This window comes from Azonexus sp. MM2026_4, from assembly GCF_055901855.1.
Genome location: NZ_CM148380.1, coordinates 4,619,374 through 4,644,488, shown reverse-complemented (window position 1 = coordinate 4,644,488; position 25,115 = coordinate 4,619,374). Strand labels below are relative to the sequence as shown.

Annotated in this window: 13 protein-coding genes, 1 tRNA gene and 2 pseudogenes; 5 read left to right on the top strand and 11 right to left on the bottom strand. The window is 59.0% G+C overall.

Annotation, left to right across the window (positions count from 1 at the left end):
- Window positions 1-41: 41 nt before the first annotated feature.
- The 8 genes and pseudogenes from AC0KWY_RS21885 to AC0KWY_RS21850 form a co-directional block, all read right to left on the bottom strand.
- Window positions 42-893, bottom strand: coding sequence for an efflux RND transporter periplasmic adaptor subunit (locus tag AC0KWY_RS21885; RefSeq protein ID WP_474027601.1), 852 nt, complete (start codon window positions 891-893; stop codon window positions 42-44).
- 242 nt (window positions 894-1,135) lie between these two features.
- Window positions 1,136-3,124: a preprotein translocase subunit SecA gene (locus tag AC0KWY_RS21880; protein WP_474027600.1), complete on the bottom strand. Its 1,989-nt coding sequence runs from the start codon at window positions 3,122-3,124 to the stop codon at window positions 1,136-1,138.
- On the bottom strand, window positions 3,117-5,264 hold the full coding sequence (locus tag AC0KWY_RS21875) for an efflux RND transporter periplasmic adaptor subunit (RefSeq protein WP_474027599.1): 2,148 nt from the start codon (window positions 5,262-5,264) through the stop codon (window positions 3,117-3,119). The genes AC0KWY_RS21880 and AC0KWY_RS21875 overlap by 8 nt, the downstream gene beginning before the upstream one ends.
- A 6-nt stretch (window positions 5,265-5,270) precedes the next feature.
- Window positions 5,271-7,076, bottom strand: a complete 1,806-nt coding sequence (locus AC0KWY_RS21870) for a GAF domain-containing protein (protein WP_474027598.1) — start codon at window positions 7,074-7,076, stop codon at window positions 5,271-5,273.
- A 39-nt stretch (window positions 7,077-7,115) separates the two neighbouring features.
- Window positions 7,116-8,072, bottom strand: coding sequence for a TolC family protein (locus AC0KWY_RS21865; RefSeq protein WP_474027597.1), 957 nt, complete (start codon window positions 8,070-8,072; stop codon window positions 7,116-7,118).
- Window positions 8,048-8,632, bottom strand: coding sequence for a TolC family protein (locus AC0KWY_RS21860; RefSeq protein WP_474027596.1), 585 nt, complete (start codon window positions 8,630-8,632; stop codon window positions 8,048-8,050). Before AC0KWY_RS21860 ends, AC0KWY_RS21865 begins: the two co-directional genes overlap by 25 nt.
- A 258-nt stretch (window positions 8,633-8,890) precedes the next feature.
- A pseudogene (locus AC0KWY_RS21855) lies at window positions 8,891-9,217 on the bottom strand (IS3-like element ISAzo10 family transposase); the annotation flags it as partial.
- A gap of 38 nt (window positions 9,218-9,255) precedes the next feature.
- Window positions 9,256-9,329: transfer RNA gene (locus tag AC0KWY_RS21850), tRNA-Asn, on the bottom strand.
- A 209-nt stretch (window positions 9,330-9,538) separates the two neighbouring features.
- On the opposite strand from AC0KWY_RS21850, the pseudogene AC0KWY_RS21845 reads away from it, so the two are divergent.
- Window positions 9,539-9,724 (top strand): annotated as a pseudogene (locus tag AC0KWY_RS21845) (hypothetical protein); the annotation flags it as partial.
- 176 nt (window positions 9,725-9,900) lie between these two features.
- Here AC0KWY_RS21845 and AC0KWY_RS21840 read toward each other — a convergent pair.
- Entirely contained in the window at window positions 9,901-10,824 is a 924-nt protein-coding gene (locus AC0KWY_RS21840) for an OST-HTH/LOTUS domain-containing protein (protein ID WP_474027595.1), read from the bottom strand.
- A gap of 224 nt (window positions 10,825-11,048) precedes the next feature.
- On the opposite strand from AC0KWY_RS21840, the gene AC0KWY_RS21835 reads away from it, so the two are divergent.
- Window positions 11,049-11,318 carry a helix-turn-helix transcriptional regulator gene (locus AC0KWY_RS21835; RefSeq protein ID WP_474027594.1) on the top strand — a complete coding sequence of 90 codons (270 nt, stop codon included), beginning with the start codon at window positions 11,049-11,051 and terminating at the stop codon, window positions 11,316-11,318.
- A 31-nt stretch (window positions 11,319-11,349) separates the two neighbouring features.
- Here AC0KWY_RS21835 and AC0KWY_RS21830 read toward each other — a convergent pair whose 3' ends face one another.
- Window positions 11,350-11,793 (bottom strand): HNH endonuclease, encoded by a 444-nt coding sequence (locus AC0KWY_RS21830; RefSeq protein WP_474027593.1) that lies wholly within the window; start codon window positions 11,791-11,793, stop codon window positions 11,350-11,352.
- Window positions 11,794-11,936: 143 nt separating this feature from the next.
- Between AC0KWY_RS21830 and AC0KWY_RS21825 the strand changes: the two genes are divergently transcribed.
- Window positions 11,937-12,188, top strand: coding sequence for a helix-turn-helix domain-containing protein (locus AC0KWY_RS21825; protein WP_474027592.1), 252 nt, complete (start codon window positions 11,937-11,939; stop codon window positions 12,186-12,188).
- Between the two features lie 1,133 nt (window positions 12,189-13,321).
- On the opposite strand, the gene AC0KWY_RS21820 is transcribed toward AC0KWY_RS21825, so the two are convergent.
- Window positions 13,322-14,686: an IS110 family RNA-guided transposase gene (locus AC0KWY_RS21820; protein WP_474025910.1), complete on the bottom strand. Its 1,365-nt coding sequence runs from the start codon at window positions 14,684-14,686 to the stop codon at window positions 13,322-13,324.
- 780 nt (window positions 14,687-15,466) lie between these two features.
- On the opposite strand from AC0KWY_RS21820, the gene AC0KWY_RS21815 reads away from it, so the two are divergent.
- Both AC0KWY_RS21815 and AC0KWY_RS21810 read left to right on the top strand, forming a co-directional pair.
- The gene (locus AC0KWY_RS21815; protein ID WP_474027591.1) at window positions 15,467-18,841 is read left to right on the top strand and encodes an STY4851/ECs_5259 family protein; all 3,375 of its coding nucleotides are present in this window, start codon (window positions 15,467-15,469) and stop codon (window positions 18,839-18,841) included.
- A 9-nt stretch (window positions 18,842-18,850) separates the two neighbouring features.
- On the top strand, window positions 18,851-25,111 hold the full coding sequence (locus AC0KWY_RS21810; RefSeq protein WP_474027590.1) for a DEAD/DEAH box helicase: 6,261 nt from the start codon (window positions 18,851-18,853) through the stop codon (window positions 25,109-25,111).
- Window positions 25,112-25,115: the final 4 nt, after the last annotated feature.

Sequence of the window (25,115 nt, the reverse complement as noted above, 5' to 3'; positions counted from 1 at the left end):
ACGTTTGATTGATGTCTCTTTTGTTCCGAAAACCGATGGCCCTATTTCCGTTGCACGCCGGCAGGAAAATTGGCCTTGCACCTGACTCCCGCTGGAATCTCCAGCTTCGGATTGGGTAATTCGAGGAGCACGACAAAGGTGCCGCTGGCCGCGTCTATCAAGCGATCCACCGATTTGACCTTGGCCGCGTAACGCCCCGTGCCGGGAATCTCCGGCACCACGTTGACCGCCACCCCCGGAGTCAGCTTGCCAAAAGCGTCCTTGGGCAATACGACCTGAACCCGCAAGGGATCAAGCTGGGCCACTTTGACGATGACCTTTTTGCTTGCCCCCGGCTCGACCACTTCCCCGGGATGGGCCAGCACATCGACCACCACCCCGACAAAAGGGCTGCGTATGGTCCGCAGGTTGAGCAGGCTGCTTTGCTGTTGATGCTCAAGCTTGGCGATCTGACGATTTTCGGCGGCCAGCTTGAGCTCCGCTTCGGCTAGGCGCAGTTCGGCTTCTGCGTCATCCTTGTCCTGGACCGCCATCAATTTCTCGTTGCTCATCGCCTGGCGGCGCGCGAATTTGCGCTTGGCAAACTCAATCTTGCTTTCCGCCATCTGGCTCGGCCCAACTTGCTGGGACTTGAAGCGGGCCAGTTCGCTGGCGGCCTGTTCGGCACGCGATTCAAGTGTCGCCAAAACCTGCCCCTTGCTGACGCGATCCGCCCGCTGAACCATCACCTTGTCCAGCAAGCCCGTTACCGGACTGCCCAGTTCAACAATCTGGGTGGGCTCGATCAGGCAATCGGCGGCATTCGCCGCAGGGATAAAAATCAGGGTTAGAACTGGCGTTACAACGCGACAAAGCCTCGCCGCAAGATTCATTGCGCACCTTAGATAATCCATTGGAATATCCACAAGTATCACCCATACGCGAACGTCATTTGTAATTTTTTTTAACGCGGAGCGACTCACCCCTTGATAGAGGAGTTTGGCTTAAGAATCTCTGCCCATTGAAATCGCCTTGCTTTGAAAGCAGGCGTGCCCTCACCGCCAGCATGCTTGCCGGCGCAATAGTGGAAAATCGTCGTCGACGGGAGGCGATGCAGTCAGCCTAGAAAACGGGGCTACCCCTTGGGATCAGCGTTCTACTTGCGCTCGCCGCCGACGAAGCCCAGGGCCTTCAACCACTGGCGATCGCGCCGGATAGTGTCGAGGCGAATGCGCCGATTCTGCCTTTCGGCCCTGCTCTGGGCAAAGCGGACCAATCCCTTGAGCAGCAACGCGTTGGGCCTTTCGGCACCGGGCAGGAAAGGCAGGCCCAAGCGGAGCAGCGTTGGGGCATAACGCTGAAAAAGTTCGTCGGTCAGGCTGACGATGGCCTCGACGGACCCCGGATTACCCTGCCGGGCCGAACGTCCAAACAATTGCCGATCTACCCGCGCGCTCTCGTGAAACTCGGTCAGGATGACATGCAGTCCGCCACGCGCTTCGACTTCCGGCGCCAGCTTGATATCGGTACCGCGCCCCGCCATGTTGGTCGCCACGGTGATCCGACCGGCCTTGCCGGCCTGCGCCACCGCGTCGGCTTCTGCCTTGTCCTGGCGGGCGTTCAGGACCGTATGCTCAACCCCGCGCGCATCCAGCAACTGGCTCAGCAGTTCGGACGCTTCTACCGAGCGCGTGCCAACCAGCACCGCCCGGCCTTCTTTGGCCACCGCCTGGGCCCGTGCCGCAACCGCCTGCCAGCGTTCGCCGGATGTCCGAAAAAGCTGGTCGGGCAAGCGCCGGCGGCGCGTCGGCTTGTGTGTCGGAATGCGCGTCACGTCGAGGTCATAGACCCGCTTGAGCTCCGGCCCAACCTCCTTCGCCGTCCCCGTCATGCCGGCGAGCAGAAGGTAACGGCCGAAAAAGCGCTGATAGGTGATTTGCGAAAGGGTCCGACGCTGCCCCGTGATCGCGCATTTTTCCTTGCCCTCGATCATCTGGTGCAGGCCGCGCTCCCAGGTCCGATCGGGCATGACCCGGCCGGTGAACTCATCGACGATCTGCACCTTGTTCTCAGCAATGATGTAGTGCTGGTCGGGCTGGAACAGGTGCAGTGCCGACAGCGCCTTGCCGATCAGTTCCTTCTGCCACAACGGCGATATCCAGACACCACCGAAATCCTTGACCAGTTCGGCCACGGTGTTCTCCCCGGCGGCCGAAAGCCAGATGTCGCGCTGCGCCCCCCGGACATAATCAAGATTTGGCTGAAGTTGCCCGGCAACGGCGATGGCCTGCTGATAGACTTCCTCGCCCAGGTCATCGGGCAGGGTTTCCGAGATGATCAGCGGCGTTCTCGCCTCGTCGATGAGCACGCTATCGGCCTCGTCGACGATAGCGACATGCAGACCGCGCAGGATGCCAGCGGCCACGCCGCGCCCACGGTTCAGGCGACGCAGCTTGAGTTGCGAGGCAATCGTTGCCCCAAGCGCGATCCGGTCCTTGAGGTAATCGAAGGTCAGTTCCTTGTTGGAGACATAGACGATGTCCCGGCCATATAGCCCCCGCCGGTCGTCAATCGACATATCCTGCTTGACGACCCCAACTGTCAGGCCAAAGAAGGCGAACAACGGTGCGTTGTCCTCGGCATCGCGTTCTGCCAGGTAATCGTTGACGGTCACGACGTGCACGGCCGCGCCCGCCATGGCAGCGGTGCATACGCCCAATGTCGCAGCCAGCGTCTTGCCCTCGCCGGTAGCCATCTCGGCGATGCGACCGCGCAGCAGGGCCTGCCCGGCGAGCAACTGGACGTCGTGGTGGCGCATCCCCAGGGTTCGCCGCGACGCTTCGCGTACGATGGCAAAAGCACGGGCCAGCAAGTCATCGCGAAATCCCGCCGTCGGCATCTGCGCCGCAACCGCGCGCATCGCCACACGCAGTGCAGCATCGTCCAAAGCCTTGATCTCGTCTTCCAAGGCATTGACCTGGCGCACGAAACCACCGTTGCGCCTGGCGCTACCGCCGGTCAAGCGGGCCAGCAGGGCACGCAACCATTCTTCAACGGCGTGCGTCGGTTGATCGGCACGTTCGAGATACGCTCCATCGCCGAGCTCGATACCGCGACCAAACAGCAGGGCGCGGACATCAGACATTGAACTGACTCAACAGAAGCTGGCGCAGACGACGGAAGCCTTGCCAGGCGAGCGGCTCCCAGCCATGCCCGAAGCGCACATGAACCCGTTCACCGAAAGCTGTCGCAGGCACATCGGCCGGCAAGGCCAGGTCAACCAGAAATACCCTCTCCGTCGTCCGGATGCCATCGGCATCGCTGGGCAGCGTCGGAATCTGCCCGCCCCCGGCTATGCCGAGTGCCGGCGTCGGCAACTCCTCGACCCCACCAGCCGGCATGCGGACCAGGCTTGCCGAGTGACTCTCCCCCACCCAGTCAGCCAGCCGCAGCTCAGCCGCACGGAAGTGGGTGCGCACCAGATCGATATCTCCCTGTGGCACGACAACCCGCACGATCAGCGAGCTCTGTTCGAGAACATAAGCAGCCAACTCGCCCTTTTTCAGATAGCGCCCGGGCATGTCCTGCGCAGCGGCGGCAGCCAGCACACCATCGGTTTCAGCATAGGCAGTCATTTTGCCCGCCCGCTCTTCAAGCCTGGCCAGCACGGCTTCTTCCTGTTCGAGCTGGCGCCCCGACAGGGTGGCCTTGACCTGGTCCACAAACTGTTCCGAGCGGTATTTCGCCTCAGCTTCGGCGACCCTGGCCCGCGCCACTTCCAGTTCGGTGCTCAGCAATGGATCTTCCAGCTCGAACAGCGCCTCCCCCTTGCTAACCGACTTGCCCGGCTCAACCAGCCAGTGCCGGAAAAATCCATTGCCGCCAGCCCGCACGATAGCCTGATCGGGCAACCAGATGACGCCTTCGGCGCGGCTGTGCAAAGGCGCCGGCACCGCAAAGAGCAGGAACAGCAGCACGCTCAGCAGACCCAGCGAAATCCGCACGGCACGGGCCCGATGGCGTTGCAATGCGGGACTGCGGACAACGTGCCGGTACGCCTTCCAGAGCGGCATGCCGATCAGCGAAACCAACCCCCAGAGAGCAATCAGCACACCAAAAATGAAAAACTGGCCAGCCACGAACAATATGATCGAGACCGTGACGAACACCCGATAACACCAGGCGAGCGGCGTATATAAAACTAGCCAGCGTTTTTCGCCTCGCCCCTCCTGCGGCTCGTCCACATCATGAGCGCCGAACACATGGCGATCCCACAGGTAGGCCAGGTACTTCTGGCCGCGCTGGGCGAGATTGGGCATCTCGATGAGATCGGCCAGGATGTAGTAGCCGTCATAGCGCAGCAGCGGATTGCCATTGACGATCAGGGTCAACACACCGGCCACCACCATCACGTTGTAGGCAACGGCCCGCACCAGGCCGGGCTCGACCAGCAGCCAGACATAAAGCGCCAGGGCGGCGAGAAATAGCTCGACCAGCATGCCGGCGGCCGCCACTACCGTACGCCGCCATTTCGAGGGGAAAACCGATGATGCCGAAGCATTGACGTAGGGTACCGGCGCGAAGACGAGGAACATCACCCCCATTTCGTGCACGGGGCCACCCCATACCCGGCTGGCGAAGGCGTGCCCGAATTCGTGACACAACTTGACCAGCGGGAAGACAAAAGCCATGACCAGCAAATTGCTCGACGACAGCACCTGATCCGACATGTTCCGGGTCAGTTCCGACCAATGCTGCCCCGCCAGGACCAGAGCCGGCAGGACGCAGAGCAGCCAGAGCAAACCGCCGGCCCGCGAAAAGCACCAGGCGAAATATGGCACCCAGCGCAACAGGATGGGATCTGGGTCGAACAACGGCACCTTCAGGCTCATCGGGTTGAGCAGGAACTGCTTGAAGCTGGCTCTGCGCTTCTTGCGATAACGGTCGAAGAGCGCCGCCGAATCGGCATTGCCATCTGTCTGCAGAAGGTCGGCGGCATGCAACTGCACGAGCAGATCGACAATCTCGTTCTGCGTGCAGGCATCGCCAGTCCCCGACTGGTTGGCCTTCTCCCATAGCTGCTGCACCGTCTGCGTGCCATCCATGCCGAGCAGCAAGCTGTAGGCGGCCGGCGAAAGCCGATGATAGCGCCCCCCGGTCTGGTCCTGCACGACATACCAGACCTGGCCGCGATAGACGTGACGGTGGATACGCGCCTGCGGCAGCAGGCGCGGCCGAAGATCGGCCACGCTATGCCAGGACGAACTGAACAGGTTACGCGCCATGGGGACTCAAGGCAGCCAGGACCACAACGAGAGCGTCAGCCAGTCGGTAAAGCTGTGGGTCAGCGCCCACCACAACGAGCGCTCACCGACCTCGATCTTGCCGACCCCTTCCATGCCTGGCCGCAGGCGCGGCGATGCCTCGGCCAACGTGGCTTCGACCCGGAAGAAATTTCTGCCTTCCTGGGCTGTCGCCACGGGCGTCACCTTGGCCACCCTGAAATCCATCGGCTCGCCGGCAATACCGGTCATCAGCAAGCGCCCCGCCTGGCCCATCCGGACATGGCGGATCTCCCGCTCATCAACCTGCAGGATGATGCGATAGCTTTGCAGGGGCGCAACCTCGAACAATTTCTTGCCGGTTTCAACCGGTGCGCCAATCTGCTGGCTGAGGTCGCCAGCCACGACAATCCCGTCGAAGGGGGCGCGCAAACGGGCATGGGAGATTTTGCCGGTGACCAGGGCGAGTTGCGCCGACGATTGACGCAGTTGTGCGTCGAGCACCTGCATTGCAGTCAGATCGTGGTTCGCCATTGCCTCGCGCAAACGGTTGTCGTACTGGTCGCGCTCGCTCGACCATCTGGCCTCCTCGATACGCAATTCGCGGTCATCGAGTTGCGCCAGCACTTGTCCGTCCTTGACCGTATCACCAGCCCGCACGTAGGCGGCAGCCACAAAACCCTCGAAAGGCGCCGCCACGACGCGCTGGATTTCGCCCTCGATCACCGTCCTGGCCGAGACCCGATAACTGATCGGCACCAGGACCAGAATGGCGCACAGCAGCAGCAGGCTCGCCGCCCCCGCCTTCCACGTCAGGTGGCGCGGCCCGAATATCTTTTCCAGCACCTGCCGGAGATCGCGCCCGAGACGGCGAAACGCACCGCGTTCGGCCGCCTGGCGCTGCTCGATGATCGGCGCCGCGAGGGCAGCGAAAGCCTCCAGCCAGACCAGATCGTCGTCGGAAAACGGCGTCGCTTCACGCTCCAGGGTCAACACGCCAATCGCCTGCGCGCCCATCCGCAGGGGAAAAGAGAGCACCGCGCCGGCCCCGGAGACCGCGCGCAAGGCTTCGTGTTTCGGCCAGGGGCGTGTCTCCGCTGTCGCCGCAGCCGTTGAACGGACCGCGCCGCCCTCGTCGTAGGCTTCTTCCATGGCCTGTTCATAGGCCTTGACCAGAAAAGCGTGCTTCTCGAAAACCGCCGCCTCGGACAGCGTCAGCAGCTTGACCGTGGCTGCCGAAACGAGGCCGATGGCGACGCGACTACAGGCGAAACGCTGGCGCAGGGTATTGGCCACCTCGAACAAGGCCTGGCGCGATTTGCCGTGGCGCAGGGCCAGCGCGGTCGTCTCCAGCACCGAACCGACGCGCTCGCGGGCTGCAACGGCATCGGACAAGGCTCGACCGGCCAGCAGATTGGTCAGCCAGGCGCTGCCCCAATGGATTTCGCGCAGAACCCCGCCGACCGCGTTTTCCGGGCAATCCGCTTCCAACGCGACGACGCCTGCCACAGCATCATTGAGCATCAGCGGATAGGTAATTTGCGTCGTTCCCGGCGACTCGGCCACGGGCTTGACGATGCCGCGCCGCTCGCGCAGCGTTGCCTCGACGACCGCACTCAGCCGGCCGAGATCCGGCGTCGCCTTGGGCCAGACTGCCATCGGCACATAGGTGTGATCGAGGGGGTTTTCGATCAATACCGCCGCCGCCCGGGCGCCCTGAACCTTGCCGCAGACCAGGGCCAGCCAGGCATGGCAGCGCCCTTCTGCGGTCTGCGCCGAAACAAAAGCCTCCCAAGCCAGAAAATCGGGGGGCATGGTTTCCTTTGCCGTCATCGTCCGGACACCTTGATCACCTTAGAAACCTGCCGTTGAAACAAGCGGCAAGGCGAAAAAGCAGGGATCCTGTTGCCAAAATCCAGTGCCCGGAACATGGCAAAGGGCAGAGCAACTGTAGCTGAAGCTGAATTCCGGATGATCCTGCTGCACCGCCAGTTCCGCCTTGTCAGCCGGGACAGCTACGGTTTCCCTGGCGACGCTTGCCGTGGCCTCAATCTCGGCAAGCGCCGGCGAGTTGACGAGCAGGCTATCGAGCGCCACCACATCGCCGTCCGTGAGCCTGCCACTGACCGCCAGCAGGCGAACGAAGGCCACCACCTGATCGTAGCGCCCCTTGCGAAAATCGCGCTGACCGGCCAGCAACTGCTGCTCGGCCTGCAGGACATCGAATTCCGTCTTCAAACCGTTCTCGACACCGGCTTTCGCCTGCGCCAGTGCCGAGCGCGCCGACTTGACCGCCTGCTTGCCGGCACGCGTCCGGGCAAATGCGCCATGCCAGCCAAACCAGGCCTGCTTGGCGTTCAGAATTGCCGTCCGCCGGGCCAGCTCAAGATCCAGCCGAGCCTTTTCCTTCAGCGCCAGCGCCTCGTCCACCTTGGCCGACTGCGTCCAACCGGAAAACAAGGGAACATTCAACTGCAAACCGACCGCCCCTTGCACGATATTGTAACCAGCCTGCCCGGGAAAACCGCCCACCGTCTGGGCGTTCTTGCCATAACTGGCAACCAGATCAAGGGTGGGGAAATGCCCGGCGCGCTGCTTGCTCACCTCGGCCGCAGCCGCTTCGAAAGCCTGGGTCGCCGCCAGGATGTTGGGGTTGCCGGCATCGACAATGGCCAGCCAATTTGCCAGAGAATCAGTGGTGGGCGAAGCCAGCTCGGCATCTCCATGCAAATAAGGCCACTCACTGTCCGGCAGGCTACCCACCAGTTGCTCAAGCACCGCCCGCTTCAAATGCACCTCGGTTTCCGCCACCACGGCATCCGCCAACGCCTGATCCAGCTTGCTCCGCGCTTCATCGACCTGCGGCTGGCTGTAAACGCCCAGTTCCCCCCCCGGCTGACAATGTCCCACTGCCGCTGCAGCGCTTCCAACTGACGCTCGGCAAAGGCGACGGCATCGCGCGATGCCAGCAAGTCAAACCAGGCGCCGACCAGTTTGGCGAGCAGTTCCTGCTCGGCCCAGACCAGTTGATGCTCGGCCTGCCCGACCACCGCCTGCGCCTGGCGCCGGCTGACAATATTGGCGTAGCGCAGCAGCGGCTGGGTCAGGCTGATCTGAGCCGAGTTGCTGTCGTACTTGTCACGCGCCTCAGGAACACTGGAACCGCGCGTTTTGTACTTGCGGTCATTGTCGTTGTAACTGGCCGTCGCGCTGAGCTGCGGCAGCATTGCGCCAAACGCCTGGGCATTGCGCGCCCGGGCGGCCAGCACATTGGTCTTCGCCCCCAGATATGTGGGCTCCCCGGCGCGGGCCCGCTCGAGCAAAACCGAAAGCGACTGAGCCTGCGCCGCACCAGCCAGAGTCAGTGCCAACGCGAACACAGGAAAACGCCAGTCAGAACCAACCGCGCTCAGACGTGGGAAGGAACATCGAAACAAGGGAAGCTTCCGCGAAGAACAAGGCCAAGCCCAAGCCGGCATGGCGTCAGCAAAAAAAAGGGGGGGTGCGCAGCGCCACGGCAGCCAGAACCGCAGCAACGAAACGCGCCCCGCACTATACCCGTTCAGCATACCCCGGTCACTACCCTGGAATGACAAGAGCGGAGCAAGTCAAGATAGTTGTCGCCTGATTCATGCAGCCAACTGTGTTTTATTTTCAGCCGTCAGGTCACGGATGACAGCGTCTCGCTCGGGATTGAGGGTGACGACGCCGATCGGTGACCAGTTGCGAGTATTCCCTGACCAGCGAGCGGGGTTGCCTTCGCGTGCCTGGAGATATGTCAGATGACGAACAGCCAGGACGGCGATATCTTCCCCGGCGTGGCGCTGAGCGGGGGTGACATAGCGGATGCCGCTGTGGCGATGCTCGCAGTTGTACCAGCGCACGAAGTCGTGGCCCCAGGTGCGAGCCGCTTCCAGATCGGCGAAGCCGCGCACCGGGAATTCCGGGTGGTACTTGGGCTCTCCAATTGGAAGTGCCCAGATCTGTACTGGGTTGGCTCCCCGACCTGGGCTCGAACCAGGGACCTACGGATTAACAGTCCGTTTCAAGGCCCTTCTGGATCAAAGAGTTACGCAACATAACCCTTACAAAACAACAGGTTGGATTACCGCACCTTACCGCAAAATCCCGCCATTTGCTGCACCCACTGCAGCAGAATTGCAGCATCGCACGGAATATTTTAGCCTCAAAACCCATAGGCAAGTTATCGGCCAAAGCTGACGCTTGGCGTCAGTGTGATCAATCGCTGCTTTACACAGAATTCCAGACAGGCTCGTCGGAACTGGCTCAAGGGCAGCCTCGGCGATGCCTTGAATGCTGTGCTTTGTGGCGCCGGGCACAATCTGCGGATGATCCTCAGAGCCCTCCGGCTTCTTTACGTCTGGATACTCTCTTCCGTCATTGCCGATATCAATCCCCGGCAATCATGGAAGCCGGAATTCGCTCGCTTCGCCGCGCTCTGAAATGGGTTATTCAGGACGGACTAAGTAGCGAATAACCGCCCATTCCGAAACTGTGCCCAAGGTCAGCTTTGGCCGAACAGCACGAATTGCCGATCAGGCGGGTTTCAGAGTTGAGCGGCCGTTGCAATGACCGCGACTGAAACGGCACGAACATCCGCCCCTGGCCGGAACCGGACTTACCCCTTCTCTGGTTTAGTCCGAAACCAGGTTAAAGTAACCTCTCCTGGCTGCCCTTGCTCGCGACGAATATCGAACTGGCCAGACTCATGCAATACCTGCCGCCAACTACTACATCCGTATCGCGAAGGGATGTGACCTGGCTTATAAACACGAGCAAACTCGATAGCATCTTGAAGGAACGTCCAGCCATCCTTGGCATGGGCTTTGTCAGCGTCACGTAGCACATTCACGATAGTGCATGAAGGCCAATGAACCCCTGCGCCTCCTGGATAGATGCCGTGAATCAAGAAATCCATGAACTCTGGCGACCGAATCACCGAAGCCGAATACTCCCGCGCTTCTACAATGTGCTTAGCCCAATTACGAAGCTCCTCGTAGTGGGCGTCTACCTGCATATTGCATTCCTCGAGATAACCAAGAGCATTTTGGCAACCAGCTATAGTCCACGTGTCATGATTTTCTAGGAAGTGATGAACCAACTCATTTCTCAGGTCCACCAAGTCCGCCATCTTCTGCTCAGTCGCCTTGAAGTGCTCTTCCTGCATCTCCATTCGGAAGCTAGTCTGTATCCAAAGTTGGGTAGGTTCGACTTGATGGTGTTCTGAATCTCCTGATGCTTTATCAGAGAGCGCCGGTGTCATAAGCGTCTCGGTAAGGTCACCAACTACCTGCCCCAGAGTCTTCTTCGAAACTGCCTTAAACTGTTTCTCTTTGATTCGTTGCAGCTCTGCAATTGGCCCAGCTAGATCCTTCTCCGCGACAAGGCATTTCACCAAACGCTCGTACTGCTGAAAAATCAAAACCGCACGGCCAAACTTTCGCTGAACCTCCCGTTGCAACGCCTGAAGTGCTTCCTGGTCGCCGGTCGTCGAGGCTCCATCCTCTAGTGGAGCAAGAATTTGAGTTGCCGTTTCTTCCATGCTTATTAGCTTACTTCAGAACAGGCAAATACATCCACTGCGTAAAGCAAGTGGTAACAGAAGACAGCTTTGCCCACTACTGCAGCTGTCCAAGCAGGAGGGGCTTAACGTCTGCATAGGCCGATCAAGCGACAGACAGCGTGAACTGAGTGCCCCAATGTGAAATCCCGCGCCTCGGACCTATACTGCCTGCCGGGATGTTCCGGCATGCACGCGATCAATCCATGGAACGCCTTCTTACCCCCAAGGACCTTGCCGCCTTGACGGGCCTTGCCCTCCAGACCATCTACAACCGCCATAGCTACGGCGGCTCTTTGCCCGAATGCCTGAATCTTGGCGGCCGTCTGCGCTTTCGGCAACGCGATGTCGAAACCTGGCTCGACAGCCTGTACGAAAAGAAACATCCGCTACCATCCGTTACGCCCCGGGACGCCCAACCACGTCGCCCCGGACGCCCGACCAAAGCTGAGCAAATTGCCCGCCGCACCGCCTGAGCATGGTCGAATAGCTGCTCCAGACCTTCGCCTACACCTCGGGCTTCAGTACCCCGAACGATTCTGCAATGGCCCGGCAGATTTTCGAAAGATCCCGTGCCGCCATCATGACCCGCTCTCCCTGCTTGATCAACGCTTGAGGCGGCTTCCCATCGCGCAACGGCAGGGAGCCGTAATTGACACGATCAGCTGCGAGCTTTTCTGCCTCCCGAAACACCTCGGCAGCATGGAGAACGAAGGGCGCTCGAATCCTGGCTGCTTCCAGTGCCTCGCTCAGAACTGCCGCAGGGAGCCACAAGTTCCGTTTCATTCGGTTGCAGTCCACACAGCACGCCACCAGATTGCCAGCCTCGTCCGAGCCCTGTTTACATTTGGGTGCGATGTGGTCAAGGTGCGCAGCATGCCTGCCGCAGTAGAAGCATTTCTGCCCCCAGGCAAACAAGACGGCTAAACGTAGTGCTGAATCAACAGCCATGGAATCTCCTCAAGGGCAATTTATCAAGGGCGCGATTCTATGGTTGGCCAAGCATTTTGTCACTTATAGTGCGTGTCCCGATGTAGCGTGTCCTGATTTCGGTTGGCTAGGTAGGCTTGCCCCATTTCATGCGACCGCCTTCAATGAGTACGACGCCCTACCTATCGCTGTTCGGAAAGCATCTCGCCAGACTGCGTAAGCGGCGGGGCTGGTCCCAGGAACAGCTCGCCCTGGAAAGTGGACTGGCGCGAAGTTATGTTGGTGGTGTCGAGCGCGGCCAGCGGAATCTTTCTCTAATCAATATCTGCCGTCTGGCTGAAACGTTGCAGCTCCCCCCCTCTGACCTCCTGGCCTTCGATGATCTTCAGGCGGAAACCGCTGATTCTGAGACCTGAGCTGTCGATTAGATACCCCCAGCAGCGCTGACGCCGGGGGCAGAGTAAGAAACCGGGGTCAGCACCCGGCCGGCTTGGCCGATGTCCTTTCAGTCTTGATACATCCCGCTCTGGATCATGCACAGCATGAAGCAGAACGACCGCGCTACCGTCGCCAAACGGAGCGTTGAATCGGAAGTCTGAGGGGCGCCAACCCCATCAGACTCATTTCACCTGCCGCACCCGCCAAGGTGCTTGTCTTGCTTTTCGTCACGTCGTTCCCACAGGCAAGCCGGCGTTGCCAGCTACCGCACGTTTTCCATGTCACGGAAGAACGGCTTTCCTGAGGTCACTCGCTTATACACCCGAGAGATTTTTCGGCTTCGTAACAGCCGTCGCGCTCGTGCCACCGAGCGCGCTCCAGGGAGCATTTTGCACCGCGTTCATAAAAGGTTTTTGTACGTACTTTGCGACTAGCTCACTCAATGGCAATCAAAACGGAGCATTCCCGTGTTTGGACGACCCGGACCGGGAGAAACGGTTCGCTTACTTCTAAATTGATTGTTCTTTCCATTGAGTTTCCGCTACGACCAGGCACTGAAGGCCCTACATCGCTGCCACGCTTACCAACTCGCCACCGTCCCCGCATGGATGGGGTGGCTTTCGACTTGAGCTATCACCCGCCGCTGCCCGCTTGATCGCGCTACCGATCTCACAGAACCGCTGGCCCGACTGGCCTGAAGCACTTGCTTCATCCAGCCGATGCTGACCTTCCGATCAGCGATTAGGGGTTCGCCGCGTTGGCAATGTTCTGCACTTTCATGCAGCGCCATTGATGGGATTTGCACCCACTTTCCTTCTATTCTCGGCCACCAGGGATTTCCCCCTGGCGCCTTTGCACGTTCGCACCCGTCCGAGGCAAATCGCTTCCGATATTGCATGAGATAAAGACAAGGGGTTACTCGTGCAATGCACGGATTAGTCCTCACCCTCCCTCTCGCACGTGGCGGGCTCGATTAAGAGCACCACGCGCTACGTGACTACCTGGGTGGCGCCCAGGTGCTGGCACAGCCAGCGTCAAGAACATGTCAGGTGGGCGTTGGCGCGCCCCCTCTCAAGAAACACCACCCAAGTGATTGATTTTAATGAGTGACTCAAGCGAGCTGTTCGGAGGCAACGAGTTTCATACCCATTTTTTCGGCACGCTGCGCCAAATGGCGGAGTACCCGTTGGCGGTAGCGTTCCTCGTAGTAATCCTGTCCTTGATCGGTGTATTCCTCGCCCTTGGTCAGGATCGTATAAATCAGGCGGGCCAGCTTGTGAGCTGCTGCGGTCACGGCCTTGGGCTTGTCCATACGAGCGCACATCCGCCGGAAGTAGGCGCCCAAAGCCGACTGACTACTACGCAGCGCCGCGGCGGCCAGCCGCAAGGCCTGGGCCGCCCGGTTTGCGCAGCGCTTGGTCTTGCCGCTCATGACCTTGCCGCCAGTAATCTTGGTGCCCGGGCAGAGGCCCAGCCAACATGTGAAGTGCTTGACCGTGGCAAAGCGTGACATGTCCGTGCCGGTCTCGGAGATCACCGCCAGCGCCGTGGTCACGTCGATGCCATCGATGCGCGTCAGATCCACACCACACATCCGGAAGAGTTGGGTACGCAGATCAAACTTCGGTGCGTTGCGGGCACGACCCCGCTTCTTGCCTTTGGCCGGATCGCCGTCATGAACCTGCAAACCTTCGAGTTGCGCCTCGATCTCCCGGTCGCACTCGGTCAGCTGGGTACCGATGAAATCGAAGGCCGCCAGTGCTTGCTTGAGTGCGAACAGGTGCTCGGCACGCCAGTTACCTTGCAGACTCTTGGCAATTTCATCAACGCTGGCCCGAATGCGGACGTTCTTCATGGCGGCCAGCACCCGACCATCACGCTCGCCGGCGACGATAGCCCGCAGAATCTTCTGGCCGGTTTCGCCCACCACATCCGAGATGACGTTGCTCAACTGAATGTTCATCTGGGTCAGCGCCTTTTGCATGTGCTGCACATGCCGCCCCTGACTCTTCAAGAGCATGCCGCGCTGACGCCACAGCGAACGCAAGGCACAGACTTCATCGTTCGGCCGAAACGCCCCACTGAGCAGTCCATAGGTCATGAGTTGTTGCAGCCACTGGCAGTCGAGTACGTCGGATTTGCGCCCCGAGACGTTCTTGACGTGACGGGCGTTGACCAGCAGCACCGTGAAGCCCCGCGTCTCAAGCAGTTCGAACAGGGGAATCCAGTACACGCCCGTCGATTCCATCGCCACGGTATCCACGCCACAACGGGTCAGCCAGTCGGCCAAGGCGTTGAGGTCGACCGTGAAACTGGGAAACTCTCGCACCGGTTCGTCATCCCGCTCCGGCGGCACAGCCACGAAATGGGAGGCGCTGCCAATATCGATGCCGGCGGCGTTGGGGTGGGTGATCGTCAGGGCGGCTCGGGACTTGCCCGGTTTAAGGTTGAGGCTTGCACGATTGCGTTGGGCCATGGCTTGCTCCATCATTCGTTGCGGAAAGTGGTGCCGCATCGGGTACGTCGTCTTGCTCACTCTCTCAAACGGGATATTGGCCCGACGGCTGCGAACCGCCTGACCAATTCACCAATGTCGATGACGTCACCCAGGACCACGCTAACCCGCGGGCAATATGCACCATTGCTACTCCGGTCTTCCGCGGCACCGCTTTCCACCTTGCCACAACGCGCTCGCCGCGTGTTTCTTCGGGGCGATTTGCGGCGCCGACCCGATTACTTCGCTAACCCGCAGGTCGAAGGTGTTGGCGCACCGGTGCCGTATCGCTGACTGTCGCAATTTGGCCTGCTTCAGTATATGGCGCGCTTTGCATTTTCGACCGAGAGCGCTGATCACAACCATCCCAGTCCATTTGTTCGCTGCGCTCAATTGTCTAATTGAACGCTCCGGACGGGGCCGGAGCGAGCAGCCGCTCTGGCGGCTTTCGGATTGATTCGGCCGTACAACTCGAAGGCTGAACGCGAGCTGCTCGGCCTTTGCTGCTATCGGAGTTTGGCGAATCCAATGACTGGAGTTAATCCAATACCCGACCAATCACGTCGGTTTCCACAGGGTGCCGAAGAGTTCGCCGATAATGCATATGCAATAGACACCCCAAGGTTTTTTGTTGGACAATGAGATGCTAATGAAAACAAGGATACCGCGCAGGGTCTGAGTGAAAGCCGATCAATCACGGCATTGGAACGTAATCCCACAGGATTAAGCGTAGGGGCCGAATAAGATATGACGGAAGGATAGATGGCGTTCTCACTATTCGCAGATTGGAAACGCAAGCTCTTAGCGAATCACAATCTCGAACGACCCGATCGCCGAGCGCTCTACCAATATCGGGTCACCGAAGCGGAGTTCATCGAGCTCGAAAACCTGCTGCGCAAATGGCTCGGCAAATTGCTTATCAACTTCGACCTCGGCCAAATCACTCGCTTGACGGGTTTTTCTGCGCTCTTCGTGTTGTATGCCGCCGAATGGTGGCGCCGCCGTTTCGACGGCACTCAGTGGTCTTGGGACCCCATTCTGATCGACCTCCAGGCTGATCCTGACGATTGGAACCAAGCTCAGCGTAGCGCTTGCATCGAGCTTGGCCTGCGCGACTGGGGTCTGGAAGTAAAGAATACAGGTGGTTTGCGTTTCCTGGGTAGTGTCGCCGTTCAAGGTGGTTTGCCTCTCCAGCTTCTCGTCCAAGCCAGAGGAAAGATCGGCCTGCTTCTCAGTCAGGTACTCAAACAAGCCGGTGGCACCACAGTTACCCAGTACGACCTGCTGACATGGGTGGAAAGCCTGGAAGGTAACTTGCCCAAGTGTTATCGACAGTCGGCCATTTTTGCATTGCTCGCCGATGTGGCCTGGACCGTTATACGTCTGAAAGAGCAAGCCGGACTGACGCCGACCACCGATGCCATTGCGCGCCTGGACCAAAAGGTCAGCAACTGGCGCGACCAGTTTCCGCTCCCCGTAGATGACGGCCACGCCCGAGGATTGATCGAGCAGCTCGTTCGTGATGTCGCCAAAGTCAAAACTGAACGGCAAGCCGCCACTCTGCCCGTAGAGCGGCAACTTGAACTAGAAGAAGAAGGTGTCTGGTTGCTGCGTTCCAGCATGACGCTGCCCGACAGCCTGCCAACCAACAAGCTGGCAGCGCTCTTCAACATGAATCCCGAAGAAATGCCGAGAGCGGGCGAGTTATCCCTCAGTGCCGGCGGCCAGCGTCTTATCACAAGCCTGCGTCGCATGGCAGGCCAGGAAGGCTACCGAATTGAGCGTAAACCTTGGGGATTCTCAGGATCGGTTGCGGGGGAAGAGCATCTGCTCCAACTTGCCACGCCAGATGGTCGTGTCTGGACAACCGCTGCCCCACGCGGGGAGTCCCTCGACGATGGTTTGCCCTGGATATTCTCAGCAGAAGATTCTGCCAATCGGCTGCTGCGCCAGGGCGGGGGCAACGTTGCGCCGCTCGAAGCCTTCATCGCCTTGCCAGAGGGTTGGTCATTAACGCCAGGTAGCGAAGCCGAAACCAACGAACAGGGAACGCTGCCCCAGTTTGGTCGCAGCATTCACCGGATACGCGGCTCGATCCAAACCAACGACGGCAATAGTCTCACCTGCCGTATTCGCACCGGTCAGGCAGGTACGCACGAGGAAAGCTACGAATGGCGCGGCCAGCGATTCTGGCTCGATTTCAAGAAACCCGGGATTGCATTCAAGGGGCTGCCGCAGCTCTATCGCGTCAGCAACGATTCAACCAATCAAAAAGTCGAAGGCAATCCAGCCTGGGGCGTCATCGGTGCAAACACGCAAGTCACCACGCCACTCCTGGGGCCGCTGCTCGCACGCTATCCCGCTTCTGGCGAAGTCAAGCAGCGCAGCCGGCTGGTCGTGCTTCCTCCCAATGCCGGTTTGTCGATCGACGCCACAGACGCCAAGTCAGGCGTGATCAAGCTGGAAAACTGGGGAGCGACAACGGCCAGAACGCTGACCGAAGGGGTTGAGCTCAAGGCAAAACCGAGCAGCAACGATCTTTATCTGACGCTCTCGGTTACGTCAGCGGAACGCACACCGGAAAACATCGACGTAGAGCTGTTCTGGCCGTACAGCACGACCCCCATTAGACTGAACTTGCCCTTCCCGGCGAAAGGTGTCCGCGCATTCGATGCCAAGCAAAACGAGATCCTGAGCGGCAGTCTGCTCGCCGCCCGACAACTGCTGGGCATCCGCTTCCTGATCCTGAGCGGAGGCAACAACAGCCGCATGTCGATCGAAATGCGGATCAATGGCAGCAAGGCCACCCGCAGCCATCCACTGCGCACACTGCCCGACAGCCTCACGACGGAAGTTCGCCTGCAAGACTACGCCACCGACATCCAGCATCTGTTTTCCACGGATGACAACCCGGATGCACGAGTGCATGTGCTGCTGCGTATTGGCGGCAGCGAACACTTTCGTATCGACATCGCACGCTATGCGGCAAGGCTGGAACGCAAAGGGAACCAGATCAGCCTGGATACCGAAGGCAACAAAGCTCTCGCAACAGAAGCTCTCATTAACCTGAACGCCCTTGCACTGCGCCTGGAGCACCCTGGCGACGAAGCCATCCAGTTACCAGCATGCAATTCAGAAGGCGTGCCGACCGGTGCGTGGCGCTTTGATCCCGAAGCACGTGAGCCTGGTTGCTGGCTAATCTACCCGAGCGCTGATTCGGTCATGCCATTTCGCCCAACACTTTGGCCGGTGCAAGGTGATCATTCGCTTGCCAGCGGCCTGGCGAACGCCATCAACATCGTCAATCAGTCCGAACGGGAAGCAGCCATCGATGCAGAGATCGAATCCATGGCCTGGAATTTCATGGATGACGGCTGGACCGAAATAGAGCAGCTGGCCGGGCAAGTCGGTCACTTGCCGCTCGCCACACTCGACATCTGGCGTCGCTTTGCCCGCTCACCGCTAGGCATGGCCTCATTGGCACTGCGCTTCGGCAAACTGCCCAGCGGATTCCTGTCCCGTTTTGACCAGGAGCTTCCGTTCGCTTGGGAAACCATCACTTTCACCGCATGGAAGCAAGCGGTTGCCTGCCTGCTCGACCAATGTCAGCAAAGTTTCGGAGCAGAGGCGGGCAGGATTGTTTTCCAAAGCCATCTCGACTCGCGCATCAAGGACATTTCGGCAATGCACGGAGCCTTGCAATTCTTGCTCGGCATCGCCACCACCGAACATTCCTCCCCCGAGGCCAAGCAACAGCTCAATATGCTCAAGCATGTCGGCGCATTCGCCGATCAGCAGCTCTTTCATGGCGAAGACAGCCTGCTCCAGCGGCTGCGGCGTTTGCACATCGATGATCAGTGGCCATCCGGCTCTAATCACATTCTCAATGGTGCTCGCAAACAAACCGACGTTGCAGACTATCTCTGCCCAGAGAAACTCGACTTTGCCGACGGCGTTATTAACTTGCCCTTGCTGCTCGCTGCACAGGTTGCCACCAACCAAACCAAGGAATGGTTCGCCGAGCCGCAATCGGTCAACGTCTTGAGATCACACCAGGCTTTCGATCCCGAATGGTTCGAGGAAGCCTTCAACCAGACCATCGCTCGCTGCCTTGCAGCAGGTCTGCTCTACAACTAAGGAATACGGATGAGTCAGCCATTCTTTGCCGATCTCTTGCCCGTACTGGCAGGTCGCGCAAAACATGCCGCCATTGGCCGCCTGGGATTTGCCAACGTGCCATTGCGCCGCTATCTCGCAGAAATGTTCGATCGCCCCTACGGGGAGCAAGGTGCCTTCCTCGCCGATCCCAGTTTCGAAGCCACCTTCGGCTGGATGAAGGCCGATCAGCGCATGGCTGATCTCTCTGGAAATCTGCTCTCATCATCGCTCGTGCAGGCAATGGACGACCCACCCAAGGAGCTCGTCAAGGACTATCGGTTTCCACAGGATCAAAACCCTTATCTCCACCAACTCGAAGCCTGGCGCATCCTGGCTCACTCCAAGCCCCAATCCATCGTCGTTGCGAGCGGCACCGGCTCCGGCAAGACCGAATGCTTCATGGTGCCCATCCTCGACCGTCTGGCCAGGCTACGCGAAGAAAAGCAAGGGCAGCTGGTCGGCGTCAGGGCACTATTCCTCTACCCGCTGAATGCACTTATCAACAGTCAGCGTGAACGCTTGCGGGCATGGACGCATGCCTTCAATGGCGACATCCGCTTCTGCCTCTATAACGGCAATACCCCAGAGCGTCCCGATCCGACTTGGGCACAAAAAGAGAATCCCTGCGAGATCGGTGACCGGGAACGACTCAGGGCTACACCTCCCCCCATCCTGGTTACCAACGCCACGATGCTCGAATATATGCTCGTGCGCACCGCTGATGCACCGATTCTGGAGCAGTCACAAGGCAAACTCGAATGGGTGGTCTTGGACGAAGCGCATACCTATGTCGGATCACAAGCCGCCGAGGCAGCCTTGCTCATTCGCCGGGTTTTGTTTGCCTTCGGCGTGTCGCCGGAACAAGTCCGCTTCGTCGCCACTTCCGCCACCATCGGCGACCCCGAAGGCGAAGCAGGTCAAAAGCTCAAACGCTTCCTGGCGGAAGTTGCCGGCGTATCTCTAGAACAAGTTCATTTGGTGGCCGGGCAACGCCGCATCCCAACTTTGGGCGGGAAAAAGCCAAAGTCCCACGCGACACTCGACAAGCTAGCCGGCATCGACGCTGGCTGCGAAACCTCACCTCAGCGCTACGACGCATTGGCTGACGACATCACCGCACGTAGATTGCGCGACCTTTTCGTTGGTGACCCGAGCAAGCCGCCTGTAGCCAGGTTGTCGGAGATATGCAAAACCATCGGTCTGGACAAGCAACCGCTGCGCGATCAACAACTCAACGCATTACGCTGGATGGACCTGCTGACAGGCACGCGCGACAACACCGGCCAAGGCACCGATGACGGCGAATCATTCTTGCCGATTCGTGCCCACCTTTTTCATCAAACGATGTCCGGCCTATGGGCTTGCGCGGACGCACAATGCCCGCATAAGTCAGGGACGGTCCTGGACGACAAGGAGTGGCCCTTCGGCCAAGTCTATTTTGAACCCAGAAAACACTGCGACTGCGGCAGCCCGGCATACGAAGTCGTGACCTGTAACGGCTGCGGTGCTGCTCATCTTCAGGCAGGGGAATACAGGAATCGACTCGCTCATCTTCAATCCTTTGCCGCGCTGGATGAGTTCGAGCTTGAATCGGAACCCGGTGAAGTCATCGAAGATGAAGATCAAACCGAAGATGACGAAGAGTCAGCAGCCGGTCGTCAAAAGAAAGTGCTCATCGTCAATCGACAGTTGCCCAATGTCGGACCCTTGGACGTCGAGCGAGCCTCGCGCCTGATCACGGAATCATCGGAAAAGACTCTACGCCTGCTTGCGCAAGAGGAAGGTGAAGACGGTCTGACGTGCCCGGTATGCGGTAGCCATTCGGCGTCAGACGAAAGACTGTTCCAGGCAAGTCGATTGGGGGCACCATTTCTATTGGGGAACATCCTGCCGACGTTGCTCGAATACGCCCCGGACGGCGAGAAGCCAGCCGATCACCCCTGCCGGGGACGTCGATTGCTGACCTTCAACGACAGTCGCCAAGGCACGGCGCGCATGGCAGCAAAACTTCAGCAGGATGCGGAGCGCAGCCGTGTGCGCGGATTGGTATATCACCTTGCTCTTCAGCATGGCAAAGGCGTTTCAGGCGCTCAAAAGGTCACCATCGAAAATGAAATCAAAACGCTCGAAGATATACCCGTAAGCGCCCGCAATGCGGCGCTCAACGAACTGATCGACAACAAACGCAAAGAGCTGTTCAAGCTGTCTCGACCGAGCCCGATCGCCTTCAATGACCTAGCGCAACATCTTGCCAATCAAGGCAAGGACTTCGACTACATGCTGGCGCACTACCGACGCATTGCGCCAGGCTCTTTCAGCGAAGCCAGCGGCCCCATCGAGTTGGCGAAGATGTTCCTGGTTCGCGAGTTTGGCAGACGGCCGAAACGCTTGAACAACCTCGAAAGCATGGGCTTGGTCGCCATTCGCTACCCGGCGATTGAAATCCTTCCATTACCCGACGTCGTTAAACACGCCACCGACTTTGATTTGCCCGCTTGGCAGGAATTCCTCAAGCTCTGCCTCGACTTCTTCGTCAGGGCAGGTGGTTCCCTGGCGATCTCCTCAAATTGGCGCAATTGGCTCGGCATGCCTTTCCCGCAAACTCAGTTGGTAACGCGGGACGAGGCGAATACAAGTCGCACTCAACGCCGTTGGCCGCGCGCCAGACGTGGAGGGCTGCGCAGCACGCTCGTCCGCCTGCTTGCCTACGCATTGAAAGCCGACATACAAACTTCACATGGCGAGGATCGGGTGGACGCCGTTCTGCAGGCAGCTTGGGATGCTTTGAACTCAGCAGGACTGTTGCTGCAGTCAGGGGGTGGCCGGGTTCTGCCACTCGATCGACTGTCCTTCGCCCCCATCAGCGAAGCCTGGGTCTGTCCGGTCACGCGCCGCTTCCTAGATACCACCCTGCGAGGACTGACGCCTTACCTGCCAGAGAAAGCAACCGAGTTGACCGCGCGCTGCGAAATACTTTCCTTGCCGTTGTATGACGAACCGTTTGCCGGGGTAACCGACGATCTCGAAAGGATTCGCCTGGGCAGGGACTGGCTGTCCCGTCACGAAAACATCCCACAGTTGCGCGAACAAGGCCTATGGTCTGCCTTAAACGATCGGGTCATCGAGCTTTCGCCTTATTTCACGGCAGCAGAGCATTCCGCCCAGCAGGACTCGCGTACGCTTGACCGCTACGAAAAAGCCTTCAAGGCAGGCGACCTGAATCTGCTCTCCTGCTCGACAACCATGGAAATGGGCATCGACATCGGCGGCATCAGCCAGGTGGCAATGAACAACGTCCCACCACATCCCGCTAACTACTTGCAGCGCGCAGGTCGAGCGGGGCGTCGTCGCGAGTCACGTTCCTTGGCGATGACCTTATGCAAGTCAAACCCGCACGATCAAGCCGTATTCAGCAACACTCGCTGGGCTTTCGATACCCAGCTTCCTGCACCACGCGTCTCCTTAGATAGCCCGATCATCGTCCAGCGGCATGTTCATTCGTTTTTGCTTTCCCGATTCCTGCTTGAAGCGCTGAAAGGTAGTGGGCAAGAAAAAACTCGCCTTAATTGCGGTCTGTTCTTTCTCGGCGAAATCCCGCTCGTCGAACGCTATGCAGCCTGGTGTCGGGGCATATCCACTCATCAGTCTTCCGACATCTCGCGCGGACTGGACCAGCTACTTCGCCACAGCATCTACGAAAGCACCGATCTCAACCGTGTCTGCGACATCACGGCAGAATCGATCGAAGAGCTTGCGCGAATCTGGAGGCTGGAATGGTCGAACCTCGAAAAGGAGGCCGAAGAGGCTCGTAAAGGCAACAAAGAAGCTGTGGCATTGAAAGCCATCGAATTGCACACCAAGCGCCTCACAGATGAATACTTACTCCGCGACTTGTCTACACGGGGCTATCTGCCGGCCTATGGCTTCCCGACACACATTGCCTCATTCGACAATCTGACGCGGGGCAAGGTTGCCAGTCAAAAGCAGGGAGGTAAGGCAGGCCGAGACGACAACCGCTACCGCAGGCGGGAAATGCCCAGCCGCGACCTGATGACTGCATTGCGCGAATACGCGCCGGGATCGGAGGTCGTACTGGACGGCCTTGTCTATAAGTCCGCAGGCATCACGCTAAATTGGCAAATCCCCGCCGCACAGCAAGATGTGCGCGAGATTCAAAACATCCGCCTGGCTTGGCGCTGTCATCACTGCGGTGCCAGTGGGTCGAGCCACAGCCTCAATTCGGCGCGCCATTGCGATTCATGCGGCGAGGACATCTCACCCGAGTACATTCGCGAGTTTCTCGAACCCGCAGGTTTCTCCGTGGACTATTACAAGGAGCCAGGCAACGATATCACCACGCAGCATTTTGTTCCGGTAGAACCTGCCTGGGTTGATGCAAAGGGAATCTGGACTTCGCTGCCCAACCCCGCGCTGGGAAGGTTCCGCATTTCTCCGACAGGCCATGTATTTCATCAGTCGCGCGGCATTCACGGTACCGGCTACGCTCTTTGCCTCGAATGTGGTCGAGCCGAACCCATGACCAAAGACGGCCTGCTTCCAAATACTTTTGAGAAGCAGCACCCGAAGCTTCGTTTTTCCAGCAAGGAAGGCATCTTCTGCAAGGGCAGCGATGATCCATGGCGGATCAAGAAGGGCATTACCCTCGGCCATGAATCTTGGACTGATGTCTTCGAGATTCAATTCAAGCTCAGCAACGGCGTCTGGCTGGATGATGTCAGTGCGGCGAGAACATTGGCTGTGGCATTGCGCGATGCCTTGGCGGAACTCATAGGTGTTCAGGCGATGGAATTGGGCTGTGACGTCAAAGAGGCGCGCCCTGAGTCTGGAATGCGTTGCCAGTCGATCCTGATCTACGACCGATTTGCAGCAGGCTATGCTTCCAGCGTCGAACGTTACCTCAGCAGCCTCTTTCACACGGCGCGAAAGCGTCTGGAATGTCCGAGTGGCTGCGACAGCGCCTGTCCGCACTGTGTTCTCGACTTCGATCAGCGGTTTGCCGCCGATACGCTCAATCGACATGCTGCGCTGGACGTTCTAACAGAACACTGGCTTGAGAGCCTTCGTTTGCCCGACAGCTTCCGTTTCTTCGGCAACGACTCGTTCCCCGAATATCGCCAGCTCCCTGAAGCGATATGGAAGGCAGTGACCAGTCAAAGCTCCAAAGCCGTAAGGCTATACACGGGCGGTAACGCAGCAGATTGGGACGTCGGCATTTCACCGCTTCGCGAACTTGCCTATCGTTTGGGAGGTCATGGCATTGCTACCGAAATTGCGATACCCACCTCAACCTTCGACAAACTGGATGATCTCGATCGATTCCTGATCGCCAGCCTGGCAGATCACCCGAACATCTCGATCAGTGAAATTCAGAATTCACCACGATGTGGAGAAGGGTGGCTACTGGCCGAAACCCTCACTCAGCCCTCATTCCGATGGGCACTGGGCATTGCCGACGCGATTGCCTTCAATGACAAGTGGGGCAGCAACAGCGACGCTCCCTTGGTCACGACTACCAGCGGAGCAGGCATGGGTGTTCCGACCACCCCGATTACGGCTGAATCCATTCGTCCCAAGCTGCTCGACACCGGTGACTGCGAAGTGGAAGTCCACCATGAACTTGACGGTTCTTTACAAGGCTTCGGTACGCGCCTCTGGGGCCTTATCGCCCAATCACACCCAGCAACTCAAACGCGCCTCGCGGATTCGCAAGATGATGTCGTGTCGATTACCTACCGAGATCGCTACTTGTTTACCCCGTTGTCCATAGCCCTGCTAGCAGATCTTGTCGCCGGTTTGCGCGAGCTCGTCGGACCGTCACGTTGGGCAGTAAATCAGGTTCAGGTCGTCACGACGAATCGTCGCACCACCGGCGAAAACGTCTCCCGCAATAGCCTCTGGTCAGATTGGATGGATTCTTCACTTAGAGATCAGGCACTGGAAGCAACCTTTAACTACCTCGGCATCGATGCCACTATTGAACTCGCGGATACTTCAACCACGGGCCACAGCCGCCTGCTTGAACTCGAATGGTCGTCCGGAAAGAAATACACTCTGCGCCTCGATCAGGGCGTTTCCTACTGGCGCGCATCCCACTCGAACAGCCGGCAAGCAACCTACTTCGATACCAACAACGATGACTCTAACGAGACCGGCAGGCATTTGGCAGAGCTTTCGGTACGCATTGAGGGCGCGACTCTGCCTACGCAGCTCTTTGCCAAGATCAGATAAGGAC